This window comes from Tsuneonella troitsensis, from assembly GCF_001441535.1.
GTDB classification, from domain to species: Bacteria; Pseudomonadota; Alphaproteobacteria; order Sphingomonadales; family Sphingomonadaceae; genus Tsuneonella; species Tsuneonella troitsensis.
Map to the genome: position 1 here is coordinate 637,251 of NZ_LMAU01000001.1, position 20,175 is coordinate 657,425.

Sequence of the window (20,175 nt, forward strand, 5' to 3'; positions counted from 1 at the left end):
GCGGAGCGGTACTGGGGTTCGGCCAGTAAATATGGCGTCGCTGGCGGTGGCGGCAATAGTGGTCCGGCTCGTTTCTACCTAGATGGCTTCTTGTGCGCGATGTCGTCCAGCATGTGACGTCATCCCATCAAATCCCGTCCGCTTTTGGCCGGAATAACATGGGACCGTAGACGAACAGATAAACGGCGAACGCTGCACCCCAGGCAAGCGCCGAGACCTGCATTCCTGGTGTGAAATCGAAGAGCCCCAGCGGAGCTAGCACCCTTAGGGCGGCTCCTACGGTCACGAGCGTGTAAAGAAGTACCGTTGGCGCATCAGCGCGAAGTTGATGACCGGTGTGCCCGAGAGTGGCCCGCGTCATCACCGCGAGGATCATCGTGGCCATGGCCCCCGAGGTCAACGCGTGGATCGCGGCAGAGCGCGGGACGATGTCGCCGAGTATCGAAACTGCCAGGAGCGCGAGGCCGATAGGAATCCACAGATAACCGACGTGGAGTATCAGGACGAGGGGATCCCGCGCGGCCCGCACACCGCTCCAGCGCGCTAGTCGCACTGTCTGGAATACGGCAGCGGCCCCAAGCAAGATTCCCGCGAAAAGGGCATTCGGTGCGGCTACCCAGACCAGAAGAGCGGCACCCGTGAGGACGAGCGTAGCGATATCGTACCTTGTCGGCTGACCCGGCAGTCCTTCACGTACGCCGTTTCGAGAGAGCCAGTTGCGCGTGAACGAAGGGATGATCCTACCCCCGATCAGCGAGATCATCAGCACAATCACCGCGAGACCGGCGCGCCATCCCAGCCCCTCGTCGGCGACGAACCCGAGCGCGACACCGTGGTCTACCGCGTTGGCCACGCCGAGCATCATGACCAGCGCCACCACCGGCAAGTTGCGGTTTTTCGCCGCAAGCACTTCGCGTGCCGCGAGCGCTGCGAGCACGACATAAAAGCCGACATCGATCACGAACGCCGCCATTCCGATCGTTGCCGACCAAAGCACTGCCGCGCGTCCCGCGACCCATAACAGGAGCAAGGCCAACAGGGGCCGCCCGGCGATAGGCAGTCTGCCGGTCCAGTTGGGAATCGCCGTAAGGAGAAACCCCGCAACGACCGCTCCGACGAATCCGAACAGCATCTCGTGACGATGCCAGGACAGAGGATCGAACGCGCTGGGTAGAGTCACCGTCCCGGCCAAGGCCATGAGCCACAGGGTGAGTGCGATGATCGCCCAGGCAGCGCCGCCGAAAAAGGTCTGAAGCCTCCGCGCAGGAAGGCCGGCGACGCCGCCATCCGGGCGCGGCGCAGAGCCAGCATGCGCTCACCTCGGGTCAACACCAGCAAATCTCCCTTGGCAGTTTATTCAAGGTCTCGCCCCTGACCGCGTCTGCTCGATCAAGTCGAAGCATCGGTCACGGCGTTCGCATCGCCTCCTATGACAAAGACCCAGATCAGCGCGCACGCTATCCAACCAGTGTTGAAGATCGCCAGCGCGAGCCACACCGCGGACGTTGGCGCACGCCGCCTTCCCGGGCCGGGGACCAACTCGCCTTCGTGTCTACCCGATACCATCCGCACCACGTCGCGCATGTGAAGCAGCAGCCAGAGGCCCGCGCCGAGACTGATTATTGCGAAAAGGCCCAAGAGGGCGGGAAAAAACCAGAGGGGCACCGAAAGTCCTTTCCTAATCTCAAACCGCCGAGCTGAACCTCTGGAGCGATTGCTCCCGATAGGGGTCGAACAGGGCCGCGATCGTACGCACGTAAGGCAGCCCATCAGGTGCAATCGACAGATGGCCTTGCTCGAGCGTTGCGAGGTTGCGCATAATGAACGGACGAAGGGTTTCGGCCACCTCGGTCTCGAGCAAGGGCGGGAGCGTGGCGCGCCCCTGACAGAGCAACTGCTCGATGATCCGCCCGCGCATCGCGTCGCCAGGCGACCGCAATATCCCTCGCCGAGCTGCGGCCTGGCCTTGCGAAACCATCATCCGATAGCGGCCGCTGTTCTTCTCGTTCTGCGCCAACAAGTGCGGGAACGCGCTGATTGCGGAGGCGCCGAGTCCAATAAGGTTGGGCGCGTCATCGTCCGTAAAGCCCTGGAAGTTGCGGCGCAGGTTGCCTTCGAGCGTTGCGTGGGCCAGCGGGTCGCCGCCGGGGCGAGCGAAGTGGTCGAAACCTACCGGTACGTAGCCGTGTGTGCACAGGTAAGCGTAGCCGAGCCAAGCCATCGCGAAGCGCTCCGCTTGGGCTGGCAGCCGGGTCGCGTCGATCACGCGCTGGCGCGGCACGATGTGCGGCACATGCGCGTAGCCGAAAAGGGCAATGCGATCGGCGCCGAGCACCCGGGTACGCTGAAGGCTGTCCAGCACATCGTCACGCGACTGGCCGGGCAGGCCATACATCAGATCGAAATTGAGCGAAGTCACGCCGGCACTCCGAAGCCAGTCAACCGCTTGGACGATCAGGTCTTCGCTCTGCACCCGTCCGATCGCCTCCTGACAATGCACCGCGAACGTCTGCACACCGAGGCTCGCGCGCTCGATCCCGATCGACTTGATCGTTGCGGCCCACTCGGCCGTTATCGTGCGAGGATCGAGCTCGATCGAGAACACCGGATTGTCCAGACGAAAACGGATCGTCAGGTCATCGACCAGCCGGACGAAGTCGGTTGGCGTGATCGCATTCGGGCTACCCCCGCCAAAGGTCACGCGACGAACGCGCGCGCCCGCCGGTATGCGATTCGAAACGACCGCGATCTCGCGATGAAGCGCAGCGAGGTATGAATCTAGCCGCTGGCGGCGCCCCGCCGCACCGGTGTTGCAGCCGCAATAGTGGCAAATCTTCTCGCAGAACGGAATGTGAAGGTAGAGCGACACATCCCCCTCAAGGTCTTCGAGCGCGGCCGGGTAGAGCGCGGCGTCGATGTCCCTGAACTCGGCAGCTGTCGGGAAGCTGGTGTAGCGTGGGACCGGCGTTTGGAGCAGCTCAGGGTAATACGGCCAGCCTGCGGTCATGGCGTCTCGTCCTCTTCGTCGATCAGGATGCGATTGGCGGCGCCGTCGAGGTCCTCGAATTGTCCATTGCGCATCGCCCAGAAAAACACGCCAAGCCCGGCTAGGCCCATGAGCAGGGCAAGCGGGATGAGGACGGCCAGCCCGCTCATCGGGCGGACCTTGCGAGGCGGAGCGAATTGGCGACCACTACAAGTGAGCTCGTCGACATCGCCAAGGCGGCGATCAGGGGAGTCACCAGTCCAGCGAGAGCGAGCGGCACGGCAAGCAGGTTATAGCCGATCGCGAAGACGAAATTCTGCCGCACTACCACCATGCACCGCCGGGCCACTCTGACCGCGATCACGACGGGCATCAGTCTCTCACCGATGAACACCGCGTCGGCCGCCTGCTGGCTGGCGTCGCTCGCAGTGCCGGGCGCGATCGAAGCATGAGCCGCAGCCAACGCAGGGCCATCGTTGAGCCCGTCGCCAACCATGAGCGGGCGGTGCCCCTCGCTGTTCAGCGCCTCGAGGAGGGCGAGCTTTTGCGCCGGAATCATCGACCCGGTGCCCGCGATGCCCAGCTCGCGTGCGACCGCACTTACGGCGGCTTCGGCATCACCCGAGGAAATCGAGACGGAAATGCCCATGGCTTTCAACGCGTCGACTGTACTTCTCGCGTCCACGCGAAGCCCGTCGTGGAACGCGATCGCCGTTTCGGTGGCGCCAATGCGCAGGGTCACGCCCATCTCACCGGGTAAACCCCTCGGTCGCTCCAGAGCGACCTTTACCCCATCGGCGGTGCCGTGCAGTCCGGTTCCGGCGAGCTCCCTGACATCTACTACGGCCGCGGGGACGATGCTGTGGGCGAGCAGCGTCTTCGCCAGTCCAACACTCAGCGGATGCCGGCTGTGTTGGGCGAGTGCGAGTGCGATGGATTTTGCACGTGCGTCGAGATTTCCAACAAGCGCCCTGGGTTCTCCCAGGGTCAGCGTCCCGGTCTTGTCGAACAGCGCCACATCCACTTCGGCGAGCCGTTCCAGTGCGCTGCCGTCCTTGACCAGCAGGCCTTTCCTGATCAGCGCTCCGGACGCCACGACTTGCGCCGCGGGCACCGCCAGTCCCATCGCGCAGGGGCATGTGATGATGAGAACCGCGATTGCGATCACCAGAGACTGGTGCCAGCCAGCCCCGGCGAGCATCCAGCCGGCGAACGCGAGCGCCGCCAACGCGTGAACTGCTGGCGCGTACAGCCGGGAGGCCCTGTCGGCGATGCGGACGTAGCGGCTCCGCGACTGGCCAGCCTCGTCCATAAGCCGGGCGATCTCGGCAATCGCGGTATCGCCCGCGACCGCGGTTATCCGCACCCGTAAGGGATCAAGCAGGTTGATCGCACCGGCGTGGACAATCTCTCCCTCCTTGACCGGCTGTGGCGCGCTTTCGCCGGTCAGCATGGCATTGTCGATTGCGCCCCTGCCGCTTTCGACGATGCCGTCCGCTGCAAGAGCCTCACCTGCCGCGATCAGCATAAGCATCCCGGGTTCAAGACGAGCGGCTTCTATCCGCCGTAGCGAGCCGTCGGGCTGGACTACCCCCGCGCTGCGGCCCATTCGTCCGAGCAGTGCTCCCATTCCCGCTCGGGTGCGACTGCGCATCGATGCATCGAGCGCACGGCCTGCAAGGAGAAAGAACAACAGCATCACCGCGCCGTCGAAGTAGGCGTGCGCACCTCCGATGGCGGTCTCGTACACGCTCAGCGCGGTGGCGAGCAGCACGCCGATCGAAATCGGCACGTCCATGTTGGTGCGGCCGCGACGCAGCGCGGTAAGCGCAGAAGCAAAGAACGGCCGACCCGAGTAGGCAACCACCGGAAGTGCGATCAGCGCAGACAGCCAGTGGAATACGTCGCGAGTTGCCCCACTGGCGCCCGACCAGACGCTTACGGACAGCAGCATGATATTCATCATTCCGAACCCCGCGACGCCCAAAGCGCGGATGAGCGTGCGGGCCTCGTGGTCCTCCTCCTCGCGGAAACTCATGATTGCAGGATGGGCCTCGAAACCGAGGTTGCGAAGCGCCTCGGTCAGCGCACTTTCGTCAAGGGAGGGCTCATGGCGCACCGTGACCCTTTTGGCGGACAGATTGACCCGCGCCGCCGAGACTCCGACAACATCGCCTAGACCGCGCTCGATCTTGGCGATGCATGCCGCGCAACGCATGCTGGGCACCGTGAAGCGAGTTACTTCAAGTGCTTGCGAGGTCTCCGCCGCGATGGTCACGGGCGCGTTCATTCGACCGGCTCCTGCTTGGACCAGCGCCGGCCCTGCGCCTCGATATGCAGGCGAATGGTCCAGCGCCCATTCCCGACCGGCGTGTCTGAAGCGAAGTGGCCCGGTGCGACTTCGGTGAAGGTCAGCGCGGTGGTTTCTGGCTTTCCGAGCGGGCGCCGCAGCGTAGCTTCGACCGTGGCTCCGGTGGGAACCGACTTGGTCGCGATGTCGATCACACCATCGTCGTTACGCCTTACATCGGCCGCCCAGCCTAACGCATTCTGCCGATCGGCTTCCTGAAGCCAGCCGTTGAACTTCTGGCTCGCGACATAGGAGTTTTCGACCACGACCCCGCCAAAGCCGCGCGTGGCGAGCGACGCCATGAACAGGTTGACCGCGACGACCACACCAAACCCGGCGACCAGGATGATCGCCATTTGCCGCCCGGTGAACTCGCGCCTCATCCGTCCTCACCCGGTGCGGAAAAGCGGGTTTCTTCGAGCGCGGTTTCGCGTTGCTCATCCTGCGAAGTGACGCGGAAGCTGAAGTCTTGGGCCGGAGTGCCCCGGGGAACCGCGACATAAGCGCGCACCGCGCGGGTCTGGTCGGCAGGGACACTGATCATCTGTCTTGGCGCGGCACCTCCGCGCCCGATTGTGTCGGTCCATATGACCGCGCCGGGCAGCCCTTCGATTGCCACTTCCATATCGCGCGGGCGCCCTTCCATATTGCGGAGCCTCAGCGTGTAGGCGTTGCGCACCGAACCGTCGCTCATGAGCATGAAGGGCGGGTTCCTGTCAGGCGAAACGGTCAGGTCCGTGCGGGTGCGAGTGCCAAGCGCGAACAGCATGGCGGCCCCGATGCTGCCCCAGATCAGGGAATAGGCGACCGTCCGCGGGCGCAGCAGAGTTCGCCATGGCGAGCGCGGGGTCTCGCCCCTTGCCTCCCGCTCGCAGTCCTCGAGCGTCGCGTAGTCGATCAGGCCGCGCGGACGACCGACCTCAGCCATCACCCGGTCGCACGCGTCGATGCACAGGGCGCACGTGATGCAACCGATTTGGGGTCCCTCGCGGATATCGATCCCTGTCGGGCAGACGGCCACGCATTGCAGGCAGTCGATGCAGTCCCCGAAGTGAGCGGGATCCTTTTCCGCCTTCTTGACGCTGCCCCTTGGTTCGCCGCGCCAGTCCTTGTACGTGACGAGAAGCGACTTTTCGTCGAGCATTGCCGACTGGATGCGGGGCCATGGGCACATGTAGATGCACACCTGTTCCCGCATGAATCCACCCAAGGTGAAGGTCGTCAGAGTGAGGATGCCAACGGTCATGTAAGCCACGGGATCAGCCTCGCCCGCGAAGAACTCCCGCAGCAGTGTCGGCGCGTCGGCGAAGTAGAGGATCCACGCCCCGCCGGTCACGAGGCTGACGAGCAGGTAGATCGACCACTTGAAGCTGCGCTTGGCGATCTTTCCTGGCCCCCAAGGCGCTTGGTCGAGGCGAATGCGGGCATTGCGGTCGCCGTCCACGAAGCGGTCGATGTGCTGGAACAGATCGGTCCACACCGTCTGCGGGCAGGCATAGCCGCACCACGCGCGGCCCACCGCGCTGGTTACCAGGAACAACCCGATTCCCGCCATGATCAGCAAACCCGCGACGAAGTAGAACTCGTGCGGCCAGATCTCGATGTCGAACATGTAGAAGCGTCGGTTGGCTATATCGACCAACACCGCCTGGTCCGGCGCGTAGGCACCGCGGTTCCACCGTATCCACGGCGTCACGTAATAGATGCCCAAGGCGACCAGCATCACGAGCCACTTGAATCTGCGGAATGGCCCGTCGATGCGCTTATTGTGGACGCGCTTGCGCTTCTCGAACAGTTTTTGCGGCAGGTGCTGGCGGGGTGGTTGGTGCGGCTCGTGCCGGTGAGTTGAAGCTTCCGGCCCCGCGACGGCACTGCTTACCGGTTCGTTGGTTTTCGGGATGCCGTCCTCGGCGACCGAACGCCCCTTGATGATGGGGTCCTCAGGGTTGTTCATCGACCTGAATTTCCGGGTCTTTGGCGACCTCCACGAAATCTTCGCCTCCCCCGAGGGAATGAACATAAGCGGCGAGCATCTTGATCGTCACGGGATCAAGTCTGCGTTCCCATTTAGGCATCATGCCCATGCGGGGATCGAGGATCTGGCGCGCGACATCTTCGCGCGCGCTTCCGTAAAGCCAGATCGCATCGTTAAGTGCCGGGGCCCCTTGGGCCCGATCTCCCCCGCCGGCAGGTCCATGGCAAACCACGCAGTTGTCGGCATAGATCTGCGCGCCGGCAGCGGTGGGTGGTGCCTTACCACTGAGTGAGAGGACGTGGCTTACCAATTCGTTCAGTTGAGCTGGCTCGAATACACCTTCGTATGGCGGCATAGCGCTCATGCGGGTCTTGTCGTGGGCCTGCTGGCGGATGCCGTGGGTGATCGTGTACTCGATCGCCCTCAGGTCACCGCCCCACAGCCAGTCGTCGTCGTTGAGGTTGGGATAACCGGGGCTGCCGGCTGCACCCGAGCCGTGACATTGGACGCAATTGACGAGAAACGCAGCGCGGCCGCCCGCTACCGCCTGCGCCATCAAAGGGCTGTTGTCGGGGAGGCGCTCGATCGGAATTTGGGACAGCGCCTCGCGTACCGTCTGTCGGGACTGATCGGCGACGCGCATCTCTTGGGCGAGCTGGCCGCGGCTGGACCAGCCAAGGACACCTTCCGTGCCTCTTTCTATCAACGGCCAGGCCGGATAGAGGACGATGTAGACCACACCCCAGATGATCGTGAGGTACAAGGTCCATAACCACCACCGCGGCATGGGTGTGTCGAGTTCCTCGATACCGTCCCACTCATGGCCGACGGTCTCGGTCCCGGTGGGCAGGTCGATGCGTTTGCCGCTCGGGCGCTCATTCGCCATCGTCTTGATCCTTGAAGATCGAATGCGCAGCATTGTGGTTGTGTGTGCGGGCCCCGGGCCGGAAGGGCCAGGCACACAGGCCAAGGAAGATGACGAAGATAGCTACCAGCGCGTAGCTGTCGGCGAAGTGCCGAAGCTGCTCGTACAAGCTCATCGTCCCTTCTCCTCGGCGAGTTCCTCGAGTGGTGCGGCACTGTCGAAGTCCACGAGCGTGCCAAGCATCTGCAAATAAGCGACCAGCGCGTCCATCTCGGTCAGCCGTTCCGGGTCGCCATCGAAATCGCGGACTTGCGCCTTGGGATAGCGCTCGGTCAGATCGCCCGCGTCGAGGTCAATACTGGCCTGGGCCCGCAGGTCGTGGCTCGCCAGCGAAACATCCCTATCGCTGTAGGGCACGCCTACTCGTTGGAGTGCCCGGAGCGTCGCCTCGGCGTCGGTGTCGATATCGGTGTCTGCCAGGAAGCTGTACTGGGGCATGACGCTTTCGGGCACGACGCTCTGCGGGTCCTTGAGATGCTGCACGTGCCACTCGTCGGAATAGCGCCCGCCTACGCGCGCGAGGTCTGGCCCGGTACGCTTGGAGCCCCATTGGAATGGGTGGTCGTACATGCTCTCGGCGGCGAGGCTGTAGTGGCCGTAGCGCTCGACCTCGTCCCGGAAGGGCCGGATCATCTGGCTGTGGCAAAGATAGCAGCCTTCGCGGACGTAGATGTCCCGGCCGGCCTGCTCGAGCGGGGTGTAGGGGCGCATACCCTCCACTTTCTCGATGGTATTGTCGATCCAGAACAGCGGAGCGATCTCGACGATGCCGCCAATCGACACCGCGATCAGCGTGCCGAGGGCAAGTAGCGAGACGTTCCGCTCCAGTCGCTTGTGGCCGGTGACTGGGACCCTGACCTCGGTCGGCTCCACGACCATGCGCCGCTCGCCGGGAAGGTTCGAATGCGTGCTCATGCTTGAGGCTCTCTGATCGCGGTGGCGAGGATGGGGCGGTCTGCGGCTGGATCGTAGGTGGCATCGGACATCGGCGCCTCGCTCCGAAGCCGTCCCGCCAGCGTCATCCAGACGTTGTAGGTCATCACCCCAGCGCCGATCAGGTATAGGATCCCTCCGAACGCGCGCATCAGGTACATCGGGTGAAGCGCTGCGACCGTGTCGACGAAGCTGTTCACAAGATAGCCGTCCGGTCCGTACTCGCGCCACATCAGGCCTTGGGTGATCCCGGCCACCCACATGCTCGCGGCGTAGAAGACGATACCGATGGTCGCGAGCCAGAAGTGCCAATTGATCATGCGCAGTGAGTACATTCGATCGCGCTTCCACAGTCTCGGCACGAGGTAGTAGACCGCAGCGAACGTAATCAGCCCGTTCCACCCCAGAGCGCCGGCGTGAACGTGACCGATCGTCCAGTCAGTGTAGTGGGATAGGCTGTTGACCGCCTTGATCGACAGCATAGGCCCTTCGAAGGTGGCCATGCCGTAGAACGCCAGCGCAACCACCATCATACGGATGATCGGATCGGTGCGAACTTTGTCCCAGGCGCCGTTGAGGGTCATCAGGCCGTTGATCATGCCGCCCCAGCTCGGCATCCACAGCACAACCGAAAACACCATGCCCAGCGTCTGCGCCCAGTCGGGCAGCGCCGTGTAATGCAGGTGGTGCGGTCCGGCCCAGATGTAGAGGAAGATCAGCGACCAGAAGTGAATGATCGAAAGGCGGTACGAATAGACTGGCCGCTCGGCTTGCTTGGGCACGAAGTAGTACATCATCGCCAGAAAGCCGGCGGTGAGGAAGAATCCGACAGCATTATGCCCGTACCACCACTGGGTGAGCGCATCCTGCACTCCAGCAAACGCGCTGTAGCTGCGTGATCCCAGGAAGCTGACGGGCACCGCCAGATTGTTGACGATGTGAAGCATCGCGATCGTCAGGATGAACGCGAGGTAGAACCAGTTGGCGACGTAGATATGCGGCTCGTGACGGCGCACGATGGTGCCGATGAACACGGCAGCGTAGGCGACCCAGACTATCGTCAGCCAGATGTCGACGTACCACTCGGGTTCGGCATACTCGCGGCTCTGCGTCACCCCGAGCAGGTATCCCGAGGCGGCGAGCACGATGAACAGCTGGTAGCCCCAGAACACAAACCGGGCGAGGGCGGGGAAGGCTAGCTGGGTACGGCAGGTGCGCTGCACGACGTAGAAGCTCGTCGCGATCAGTGCGTTGCCGCCGAACGCGAAGATCACCGCGCTGGTGTGCAGCGGCCGGGCGCGACCGAAGGTCAAGTATGGTTCGAAATTCAGCGCGGGGTACGCGAGTTGAAGGGCGATGAAGACCCCTGCGAGCAGGCCAACCATGCCCCAGAACATTGTCGCGATTACGCCCCAGCGCACCGGATCGTCGTCATACCGGGACGGCTCCTCGGGCATGCGGAAAAACCCTTGAGCTTTACCCAGGGGATCGAATCGCCCGGCTGACATGGTGAGCAGGAGCAAGGCGACCCCCGCGATGATACCGGCATGCGCCGCATACGCCGCGTCCTTCGCCACGGCGGCGGCGGCGATCGCAAGGATCAGCACCGCAAACCACAGACCCGCCCTGAAAAGAGCCGCTTCAGCTTGCATGGAAATCTCCGTCGGTTTCCAGTGTGCTAGGGACTTCGGATCACACCTGCATTGATCTGGCTCAAATTTGACTAGATTGTTTGATGAGATGGCCAGCACATGCAGCAAGCGCGGCAAGATCAAGCAAGCGAATCGTTGAGCGGCCAGCGGTTTCGATCAACCCGTCGCCGCGAAGATCACCGAGTTGCCGGCTGATCGTCTCGATCGTTAGACCCAGGCTGTCGGCAATGTCGCGCCGGGACATCGGCAAATGCAGAACGCACCTATTGCCCTCGGGTAAGCCAATCCGATCTGCCATCGAGATCAGGAAGCAAGCCACGCGCTCACGCGCGGTCTTGCGCCCTATTACGATCGATTTCTCCCTCGACCGACGGAGCGAGGTATACGCCGAACAAACGATCCGCCCCATCATCGCTGGATGCTCATGAGCAACGCTGAGGAGCTCGCCGGCTGGGAAGACGATTGCTTCAGATGCTCGTAGCGCAAGTAGTGCATAGGCATGGGCGCGCGGTGCGGGAACCGAAATCAAGTCGCCCGCGAAGTGAAAAGCGACCACTTGTTCGCGATCTTGCGAGGCAAATGCCACCAGCTTTGCCGCCCCGGAAGCGAGATAGACGAGCGTGTCTTCCGACTCCTCGGCAACGATCGATCCGCCGCTTGCGACGATGCGCAGTCGGCCTAACGCTTCGAACTGAGCCAAAACCTCATCCGCCGCAACGGAAGGTAGCATCCCTGCTCTGAACGCCTCGAAGGCGCAGGATGCCGCTTCGTTCGGTAGGGGGGAGGGGTGGCGCATGGCTTCGCTTGGCCGTGCCGCGCGTCGGCGTCATTGATCTGCGTCAACGGCACCGTCTCATATACAATACGCATGCGAATTTCTGTCGGCGGAATCTTAGCCCGCGCGCACTGCCAGCTCGGCAGGTCTGAGGATGGCGACCTGCCGGCGCGACTGGAGATCGATCAGACCCTCCATCTTCATCTTGCTGAAGAGACGACTGACAGTTTCAATGGTCAGCCCGAGCACGTCAGCGATCTGCTGACGCGAGAGAGGCATGGTAAGACTGGAGGGCTCCGCGCGTTCTGCGGTCTCTAACAGGAAGCTAGCCAGCTTCTGCTCCGCGGTCATCCGGCCGAGCAGAAGCATCCAGCGGCGAGTGCGGTCGAGTTCCTTGAGCGTACGTTCGAGGAGCTTGTGTTCGAGCCGAGGATGTTCGCGCGCAAAACGGTCAAAGTCAGTGCGCTGGAATATGCATACCTCCGCCTCGGTGAGCGCCTGAACCCCATAAGGCGTGATTTGGCCGAATGGACGGCCGACGAAATCGGATGGATAAACCAGCCCCAGGATCTGCTCCTTGCCGTCGGAGGTCTGCGTCGAGAGCTTGAGGACTCCTCGGACGACATTGGCGACGATGATTGCCTCGTCGCCTTCCCACAGGAGTTGTTCGCCCGCGGCCAGGTTGCGGCGGCGGCCGATTGAATTGAGCACCTGAATCTCATCTTGATCGAGGTCCGCGCAGATCGCTCGGCTGCGCACAACGCAGGCCTGGCAAAAATGGGCCTCTTGTGTGACGTCGGTCATGAGTTGCGCTCTATACACCTACGGTCCGAGTGCCAATCACCGCAGTGCCACGGCCCTCTTGTCACTTGTCGGACAGAATAGCGATTATGGACCTGTGATTACGGGAGCGATCAGGAGCGGTCTCATTAGATGAACTTTTTTCACTCGGTGGTCGGAACAGTTTGCAACGGAGCTTAGTCACTTTCTTCAAGGGAACGAACCGCGTGGGAGTCACGTTGGCCAGTCAGAGGAGACTGACCATGGCTACCAAGGCAGATACCGACGCAACACATATCCTGGCCGCCGACCATCGCAAGGTGGAGGACTTGTTCTCGAAGTACGAAGGTGCGTCGGGTGTGAAGGCGAAGGCAGAGATCGCAAACCAGATCTGTAACGAACTCAAAATCCACACCGTCATCGAGGAAGAGATTTTCTACCCTGCGCTCGAGGGCAAGATCGACGACGATCTCCTGAAAGAGGCATACGTTGAGCACGATGGCGCCAAGATGCTCGTCAACGAGATCGCGGCGGGATCACCCGATGAAGAATTCTACGATGCGAAGGTGACAGTGCTCAAGGAGCAGATCGAGCACCACGTGAAAGAGGAAGAGAAGCAGCACGAGAACATGTTCCAGCAAGCTCGTGCGGCGAATGTTGACCTCGATGCGCTGGGGCAGCAGATGCTCGCACGTAAGGAAGACCTGATGGTGCTTGCCGAAGGGGAAGGTCTCCCGCCGGCAGAAATGCGAACCACCTGACTAGCCAAAGCCGACAGGCCCCCGACAGCGGAATTTGCGGTTGGGGGCTCTGTGGCGCCTCACCCTCTCAGCTCCGCCAGCATTTGTAACCGCGTCGCTACCTGTCAAAATCCTTCAAGGAATGACAGGTCCGCAATTTTCTTGCCGTCCTCGAAAACAACCGCTCGGCGCTTGTTGGGAATGGCGTCCAGGCGCGATATGGCGACGTCGGATGCAGGGGCATCGAACTCGATATCCTCGGATTGGTCGTCATATCCGTGATTAAGGCGGATCAGGTAGTGATGATATCCGCGCGTCAAATGCATGGCCGCGACTCCTCCGCGCGTCCGATGGCCAAGTCCGACGAGCTAAGACGGGCGTCGAATCTAGCCCGCAAGGACTGTATTCCGTCGATCTTGCGGCCTCGGACAGCGCGGGTTGTCTTGGGGGCACCTTGGCCGTCCTCTGCGGGCCTTGCCTTGGTTTTGCGGCGCTAAAGTTCTAAATTGCTCATGATTGAGCTGGCGAAGCTTTTTTGCGAGCGGGCTTAGCGGCGGACCTTCGGTCCGAGTACGTCTTGATAGCATATCCGCCGGCCGCTGCGGCCAGAATTCCGGGAATGCCGAAGCGGCGAGCCAACGCCACCGAAGCCACGCCCATGAGTGCTCCGCCAGGCTCACTCACGCCGCGACGTCTTTTTGCAGCCTTTGCACCGACAATCCCACCCAGGATTTTTCCTAACATCTCAAGTCTCCTTTGATCTTAAGACGCCTCAGGCACGCCCAGGGTTCCTGATTGTGGTAAGTTGGGTGACGCCGTGCCTGCTCATCCGCGTAGTGACCTCTTCTCATCGCTGTGCTGCGCAGCCAGGCTCCCCGCGAATGATCCATGTTTTCGGCAAATAGCTCACGTGACAACTGTGGAAGCACTAGAGAGAAAGCCTGCCAACACCGGGAACGATCCCATTGAAGGCGCCGCGCCCGATGGTAATCAAATCCCGTGGGGCAATGGGATTGACGCCCGGTCGTCGCATTTCATCTGCTGCTTGCTGGTTTGCCGCCTCCACATCATGATGTGCGCGGGGAGGCCATGAAATGAAGAGTTTTTCTGCGTCAATGCAAACGGTACTCGGTACCGCACTCGGAGCTGCCATGCTGACTGGGGTTGCTCAAGCCGATCCGCGGGAGCACGAGTTGAATTTGCCGATTGGCGGCGAGCCGGGCCCCCTTAATGCAATCACCGATGTTCCGGGTGTCGAAGTGGGCCACTCAACCATCATCTCTGGTGAAGGTCTTCTGGTTCCTGGAAAAGGGCCCGTGCGCACAGGGGTGACGGTCGTTCTGCCGCGAGGCAGAGAAAACGCCGATCCTGTTTTTGGTGCCTGGTTCACACTCAACGGCAATGGAGAGATGACGGGGACGACTTGGCTGGAGGAGGGTGGATTCCTTGAGGGCCCGATCGGCATTACCAACACGCATAGTGTCGGCGTGGTTCGCGACGCGATCATCGCTCACGAGGTCAATCGAGAAGGTGCACTCCAGCCCTTTTGGCTTCCCGTCGTGGCAGAGACGTACGATGGCGTCTTGAACGACATAAACGGTTTTCATGTAAAGCCCGAGCATGTCGAAGAGGCGTTGGAGAGCGCACGTGGGGGCGCCGTGCCTGAAGGTAACGTAGGCGGCGGCACTGGCATGATGTGCCTGGGCTTCAAGGGAGGCATCGGAACAGCATCTCGAAAAGTCACTCAACGCGCTGGAGGTTACACCGTGGGCGTACTTGTCCAATGCAACTTTGGGCGGCGGCGAGACTTGAGAATAGCGGGCGTGCCCGTTGGGGAAGCCATATCAGGCCACGATCCATGCCTCACACGGGTATTTCCAGAAACGCGGGAGCTTGCCGCGCGCATAGGTATCTGCGGGGAGCGTAAAGTCGAAGGTAGTGAGCAGCGAGAGCTTGGATCAATTATCGCGGTGGTTGCGACGGATGCTCCGCTATTACCACATCAACTTAAGCGGCTGGCAACTCGTGTATCATTGGGAGTCGGGCGTCAGGGTGGTTACGCAGGAAACGGCTCCGGCGACATCTTCGTCGCTTTTTCGACAGCCAATGAAAACAGTTGGGCCTCACCTGAGGCGACCATCACAATGTTGTCTAATGATCGCCTAGATCAGTTATTTACTGCGACGGTGCATGCGACCGAGGCAGCTATAACGAACGCAATGCTAGCTGCCGAGACAATGACTGGTGCGAACGGAGTCCGCGTCCACGAACTACCTGTGGGCCAAATGATGGAAGTGATGCGAATGCACAATCGCGTGCCGGAAACTGATAACTAGGGTGGTAACGGCGTATCGTCTCGCGTGAGTGAGGCACGGCCCCGCGGTTTCGGCAGCTGGTCGATGAGGCCTGACAATTCGGCCACGGCCAAGTGCACCTGACGATCTGGCGAGGACCAGTTCGATCGTCGTAGCCAATCATCGTCGAGGTGCACATCATCCCCGTTTATAGATGAGGCTTGCATGAGCCCTGGAGATCGCAGCCGATCAGTTGGGCCGCAACACTTTTAAACGGCCGGCTCCATCAGAGATCGCGAGGAATTCAGCTGTCTTCCGTGAGAACCGGACCTGATAGGTTCGAGTGATATCGTCGCCGCTTGCTCGCTCCGAGAGCAGGGTCACCGACCGGACCGGACCCACCCCTGCAAGGTACGCCTTTCCGAACGTCGAGCGAAGCGGCTCGAGCGCGCGGGAGCCTTGCGCCTCGGTAGTCGGGTCGAGCGTGTCGAGCGCGAGCCTGAAGCGCCTTGCGATTTCGGGCTTTTGATCGGGTAACGCGGCGACGGGAGGCTCGGGCAGGTATAGATCGACAATTCGCTCGGCCAGCAGCGGATAAAACGTCTGCGCATTGGTAAGCGCGATCACCGTAATTCCTTTCGAAGGTATCCGGATGATGTCGGCGAGCGCTGGCCCACCGCTGTGGCCGACCACGGGGACCCCTCGGTAATTCTTGACCGTCCAGCCTATCGCGAAGCCCGCTTTTGAACCGTCCGGGAGAGTCGCAGGCATGGTCAGTTCCTGCATGCTGGCAAGCGAGATCAACTCTCCCCGATCGAGCGCAGCGCTGAACCGGGCAAGGTCTCGCGCAGTTGAGTACAGGCCCCCGGCACCGTAACCAAGCGGCTCGAAAAAGAACTCGCTGGTTCGCTGCCGCTTTCCATCCCAGGCATAGATCGATGAGCGCTTGGTAAGCACTTCGCCCGTGCGAACTCCGTCGTCTTCGTCAGCCATGGCGAACCCGGTTGCTGCCATGCCAAGCGGCCCCGTGATTTCGGTGCGAAGGATCTCTGGCAACGACGTGCCGGTTGCTTTCTCGAGTACCGCGCGGAGGATTGTGAAGTCCGTGAAGCCATATCGCGCCTCGCTACCCGGCTTGTACGCAAGGGGACGCTTCATCGCAGCGGCAACGGTGTCACCAACCGTCTTCGGCCTCGGCTCCCCCAGGTTCTCATCAAGACCGGAGGTGTGATTGGCGAGCATGCGAACCGTGATAGAACGCCAACTCTCAGGTGCTTCGTCGAAGAAGTGGGATATCGGCTGGTCCAGCGTCAGCCGCCTCTGCTCGACAAGTCTCATCAAGGCGACAGCGGTGAATATCTTCGTGGCGGAGGCAAGTTGGAAACGAGTATCCGGATCAACCCTCGCGTTCCATTCGAGGTTCGCCAGGCCGTACCCTGAGAGCTTGGTGACCTCCCCGTTCTGAACTACCGCCACTGCAACTCCAGGAAGGTTGCTGGCGTCCATCTGGTCGGTGACGATCATGTCGATGTGATCTGACTGCTGGACTGAAGCTTCCGCGGGCTTCGCTTGCAGAGGATCAGTCAGTGAGGTTGCCCAGCAGAGCGAAGCAAGGCAAAGAATGGTGAATCTGGTCATCGCTCTTTCAACAACACGCCATCCGCTGATCACGGTTAGCGAGAATAGATGGAGACACGACTTTCGTCGATGAGTGGCGGGGATAGGCCCTTAGATTGCGCGATTCGCTCCATCAGGACTCGAACCCTATTCACTCGTTGGGTCGTGGGGCCTCGGTCGGGGCTCAGTTCAAGATCGCAAAAACAGAAATCTAACGAAATCAATTTGTTGAGAGTTGAGAGTGAGTCCTCTTCTGGCACCAAGTTATTACAAGAAATGCCGATCGATAGAGAATCGCCCGGAGGGCGACCGTCTACATAAGCGAGACGTGGCGGTAACCTGCCCAGATCGGGTCAGCGGATTCCGTCTCGCTAAGGCAGCGCTTGACTACTTGAGCCGTGCCACCGCTCGACATGAGGCCCATTAGTTCTGCGCCAAAGGGATCGTTGACGAAGCGGCGGTCATTAAGATGCCACAGCCAGGCCTCGAAACCTGTCGAAATGGCGGAGTGGTCGAGGCCTTTGCGGGACAAGTCTACTATGGTGTCGAGCCAGCGCTGGGGTATCTTCTGGGTGCCATCCATGGCGATTTGGTCGAGACGATGGCGCAATGCGGGGTCAGCGAAACGGCGGAAGAGCGCATCGGCATATGCGGCGAGGTCCTGCCCCTTTGCCGGCGAGATTGTTGGCAGCGCTTCGCGGCGCATCAGGCACTCGGCCAGTTCGCGCAGCGCCGGATCGCCGACCGCTTCGTGGACGTATTCGTAACCTGCACGAAGTCCGCAATAGGCCAGCAGCGAGTGAGCGCCGTTCAGCATGCGGAGCTTGGCAGTCTCGTACGGCGTCACGTCTGCGACGATTTTGGCGCCATGCCGTTCCCAAACAGGGCGAGGGCCTGCAAAGTGGTCCTGAATGACCCACTGGCTGAACGGTTCGGTGAAGGTGGCGCCTGCATCCTGCATACCGATCCGCTCCTCGATCTGGCCAAGATCGGCGGCACTTGTGCGCGGAACGATACGGTCGATCATCGTCGACGGAACGCGACACTCACTATCGAACCACTTTCGCAGCGCGGGATCCTCAGTCTCCAGCCACTGACGAACGAGCTCGGCCAGCACACCGCCGTTGTCGGCAAGGTTGTCGCACGGCAGGATGGTCACGCCCGGCAATCCGGCGGCACGGCGCGCAGCAAGGCCGCTTGCAAGCAGGGGATAGAAGGTCTCACGGGCCTTCGCCCTGTCGAGGCGATTGCCATCGCCGCGCGCATATCCCTTCTCGGTGACTGTCAGCGAAACGATGTGGCATGCCTTGTCGGCAATCCGGGCGATGACCTGTTCGGCCTGGCTCGGTGCGAACAGGACTTCGCGGACCGCGCCGATCAAACGCGTCGACGCCGTGTCGCCGGTGCGTTCAGTCAGGGTGTAAAGGCCGTCTTGCGGATTGATCTGCTCCGACACCGCGGGTGAGCGTAAGGACACGCCGCAAATCAGCCAGTTTCGGTCACCCGCTGAGAGGGCGAGGTCAGTGTACCAAGCTTGGTGTGCCCGGTGAAAGGCTCCGATCCCGAAATGGACGATACCGATCGCCTGGCTGTCGCGATCGTAACCTCCGCGTAAAACGTCATCGGGAAGGCAATCTGCAGTCTTGGTGCAAAGCCTCACAGGCGATAGGCCTTCTTGACGAGGTTGTAAGCGAGGTCCCGGGCTGTTTCGGCCGCTTCCCAATCCTCCATCCGGTGTTCCGCCACCAGCTGTGCGAGGAAGCCGCAATCGATCCGCCGTGCCACGTCGTGGCGAGCCGGGATCGACAGGAAAGCGCGCGTATCGTCGTTGAATCCGACAGTATTTTGGAAACCTGCCGTCTCGGTGGTCATCAGGCGGAACCGACGCATTCCTTCTGGGCTATCGTGAAACCACCAGGCCGGACCCAGCTTGAGGCACGGATAATGTCCCGCCAGCGGCGCGAGCTCGCGGGCATAAGTGCTTTCGTCCAGCGTAAAGACGATGATCGAGAGGCCTGCCTCGTTGCCGTACTTTCCGAGCAGAGGGCGCAGGGCATGGACGTAGTCGGTGCGGGTCGGGATGTCGGCGCCCTTGTCGCGGCCGAAGGCTTCGAACAGGTGGCGGTTATGGTTGCGGAACGAACCGGGGTGTATCTGCATCACCAGTCCGTCATCGAGGCTCATCCCGGCCATCTCGGTCAGCATCTGGGCACGGAACAACTCGGCATCCGCTCCGCTCGCATCTCCGCCCTTGATCCTGTCGAACAAGGCTGCAGCCTCTATCTGCGAGAGGTCCGCTGTTGCGGCGCTGGGATGGCCATGGTCAGTCGAGGTCGCACCCATCTCGGCGAAAAATGACCGTCGTTTGCGGTGCGCCGCGAGATAGCCCTGCCATACGAAACAGTCTTCCCCCGTCAGTTCGGAGAACTGTTTCAAGTTGTCGGAGAAACCCTCGAATTCCGGATCTACGACTGGATCGGGGCGGTAGGCGGTAATGACGCGACCGGCCCATTTGCTCTCGCGCATGGTCCGATGGTGTTCGAGCGTGTCCAGTGGGCTTTCGGTGGTTGCCAGCAACTCGATGCCATATCGGTCGAACAAGGCACGAGGCCGGAATTCATCACTCTGGAGCGCGTCGCTAATTGTGTCGAAGTAAAAATCGGCTGTCTCGCCGTCGAGCCGCACATCGATGCCGAACGCCTCGGCGAACACCCAGTCGAGCCACATCCGGCTTGGCGTCCCGCGGAACAGGTGGAAATTCTCTGCAAGGATGCGCCAGGCCGCGCGCGGATCCGCTTTGTGACTGCCGATCCCAAGATCCTCGAGCCGGATGCCTTGCGAATAGAGCATGCGGAACAGGTAGTGGTCGGGCGCCAGAAGCAGCTCGGTTGCATTGCCGAAGGGCTCGTTGCTGGCAAACCACTGCGGATCGGTGTGCCCGTGTGGGCTGACAATGGGAAGTCCGGCAACCTCGCGATACAGCACCTGCGCTATTGCGCGCGTGTTCGGGTCAGCGGGCAAGAGACGATCAGGGTGGAGGGTGAGAGGTAGCGGCATGGGTGTGCTTTCAAAGGCGGGCCGGAGCGCACTTTCGCCGTTCGTTGTCGCGGCCGCGCGATTGTGGTAACCGGTGTCAATGCGATGGATT

The 20,175-nt window shown here is 61.6% G+C and carries 17 protein-coding genes and 1 pseudogene; 2 read left to right on the forward strand and 16 right to left on the reverse strand.

Annotated elements, in window-relative coordinates; genetic code table 11:
• Positions 1-127: 127 nt before the first annotated feature.
• The 12 genes and pseudogenes from AR323_RS03200 to AR323_RS03260 all read right to left on the reverse strand — a co-directional run.
• Positions 128-1,234 (reverse strand): annotated as a pseudogene (locus tag AR323_RS03200) (NnrS family protein); the annotation flags it as partial.
• A gap of 450 nt (positions 1,235-1,684) precedes the next feature.
• Positions 1,685-3,007: a radical SAM protein gene (locus tag AR323_RS03210; protein ID WP_057882475.1), complete on the reverse strand. Its 1,323-nt coding sequence runs from the start codon at positions 3,005-3,007 to the stop codon at positions 1,685-1,687.
• Complete coding sequence (gene ccoS / locus AR323_RS03215) at positions 3,004-3,156, reverse strand: cbb3-type cytochrome oxidase assembly protein CcoS (protein ID WP_057882476.1); 153 nt, start codon at positions 3,154-3,156, stop codon at positions 3,004-3,006. Before ccoS ends, AR323_RS03210 begins: the two co-directional genes overlap by 4 nt.
• Positions 3,153-5,276: a heavy metal translocating P-type ATPase gene (locus tag AR323_RS03220; protein WP_057882477.1), complete on the reverse strand. Its 2,124-nt coding sequence runs from the start codon at positions 5,274-5,276 to the stop codon at positions 3,153-3,155. Before AR323_RS03220 ends, ccoS begins: the two co-directional genes overlap by 4 nt.
• Complete coding sequence (locus tag AR323_RS03225; protein WP_057882478.1) at positions 5,273-5,719, reverse strand: FixH family protein; 447 nt, start codon at positions 5,717-5,719, stop codon at positions 5,273-5,275. The genes AR323_RS03220 and AR323_RS03225 overlap by 4 nt, the downstream gene beginning before the upstream one ends.
• Positions 5,716-7,290, reverse strand: coding sequence for a cytochrome c oxidase accessory protein CcoG (gene ccoG, locus AR323_RS03230; protein ID WP_083495201.1), 1,575 nt, complete (start codon positions 7,288-7,290; stop codon positions 5,716-5,718). Before ccoG ends, AR323_RS03225 begins: the two co-directional genes overlap by 4 nt.
• A complete protein-coding gene (gene ccoP, locus AR323_RS03235; RefSeq protein WP_057882479.1) occupies positions 7,277-8,197 on the reverse strand; it encodes a cytochrome-c oxidase, cbb3-type subunit III in 921 nt (306 codons plus the stop codon). Before ccoP ends, ccoG begins: the two co-directional genes overlap by 14 nt.
• The gene (locus AR323_RS03240) at positions 8,187-8,351 is read right to left on the reverse strand and encodes a CcoQ/FixQ family Cbb3-type cytochrome c oxidase assembly chaperone (RefSeq protein WP_057882480.1); all 165 of its coding nucleotides are present in this window, start codon (positions 8,349-8,351) and stop codon (positions 8,187-8,189) included. Before AR323_RS03240 ends, ccoP begins: the two co-directional genes overlap by 11 nt.
• Positions 8,348-9,115: a cytochrome-c oxidase, cbb3-type subunit II gene (gene ccoO, locus AR323_RS03245; RefSeq protein WP_057882596.1), complete on the reverse strand. Its 768-nt coding sequence runs from the start codon at positions 9,113-9,115 to the stop codon at positions 8,348-8,350. The genes AR323_RS03240 and ccoO overlap by 4 nt, the downstream gene beginning before the upstream one ends.
• A gap of 32 nt (positions 9,116-9,147) precedes the next feature.
• Positions 9,148-10,821, reverse strand: a complete 1,674-nt coding sequence (gene ccoN, locus AR323_RS03250) for a cytochrome-c oxidase, cbb3-type subunit I (RefSeq protein WP_057882481.1) — start codon at positions 10,819-10,821, stop codon at positions 9,148-9,150.
• A 61-nt stretch (positions 10,822-10,882) separates the two neighbouring features.
• On the reverse strand, positions 10,883-11,617 hold the full coding sequence (locus AR323_RS03255) for a helix-turn-helix domain-containing protein (protein WP_083495202.1): 735 nt from the start codon (positions 11,615-11,617) through the stop codon (positions 10,883-10,885).
• 96 nt (positions 11,618-11,713) lie between these two features.
• Positions 11,714-12,400: a Crp/Fnr family transcriptional regulator gene (locus AR323_RS03260; RefSeq protein ID WP_057882483.1), complete on the reverse strand. Its 687-nt coding sequence runs from the start codon at positions 12,398-12,400 to the stop codon at positions 11,714-11,716.
• A 239-nt stretch (positions 12,401-12,639) separates the two neighbouring features.
• Here AR323_RS03260 and AR323_RS03265 point away from each other — a divergent pair, with 239 nt between their 5' ends.
• Positions 12,640-13,137 carry a hemerythrin domain-containing protein gene (locus AR323_RS03265; protein ID WP_057882484.1) on the forward strand — a complete coding sequence of 166 codons (498 nt, stop codon included), beginning with the start codon at positions 12,640-12,642 and terminating at the stop codon, positions 13,135-13,137.
• A gap of 104 nt (positions 13,138-13,241) precedes the next feature.
• On the opposite strand, the gene AR323_RS03270 is transcribed toward AR323_RS03265, so the two are convergent.
• Positions 13,242-13,442, reverse strand: coding sequence for a hypothetical protein (locus AR323_RS03270; protein ID WP_057882485.1), 201 nt, complete (start codon positions 13,440-13,442; stop codon positions 13,242-13,244).
• Between the two features lie 768 nt (positions 13,443-14,210).
• On the opposite strand from AR323_RS03270, the gene AR323_RS14300 reads away from it, so the two are divergent.
• Entirely contained in the window at positions 14,211-15,452 is a 1,242-nt protein-coding gene (locus AR323_RS14300; RefSeq protein WP_235510429.1) for a DmpA family aminopeptidase, read from the forward strand.
• A 207-nt stretch (positions 15,453-15,659) separates the two neighbouring features.
• On the opposite strand, the gene AR323_RS03280 is transcribed toward AR323_RS14300, so the two are convergent.
• From AR323_RS03280 to uxaC, 3 genes are all read right to left on the reverse strand, one after another.
• Positions 15,660-17,048 (reverse strand): serine hydrolase domain-containing protein, encoded by a 1,389-nt coding sequence (locus AR323_RS03280; protein ID WP_057882487.1) that lies wholly within the window; start codon positions 17,046-17,048, stop codon positions 15,660-15,662.
• Between the two features lie 292 nt (positions 17,049-17,340).
• Positions 17,341-18,687, reverse strand: a complete 1,347-nt coding sequence (locus AR323_RS03285) for a mannitol dehydrogenase family protein (protein WP_057882488.1) — start codon at positions 18,685-18,687, stop codon at positions 17,341-17,343.
• Positions 18,684-20,084: a glucuronate isomerase gene (uxaC, locus tag AR323_RS03290; RefSeq protein WP_057882597.1), complete on the reverse strand. Its 1,401-nt coding sequence runs from the start codon at positions 20,082-20,084 to the stop codon at positions 18,684-18,686. The genes AR323_RS03285 and uxaC overlap by 4 nt, the downstream gene beginning before the upstream one ends.
• Between the last annotated feature and the right edge of the window lie 91 nt (positions 20,085-20,175).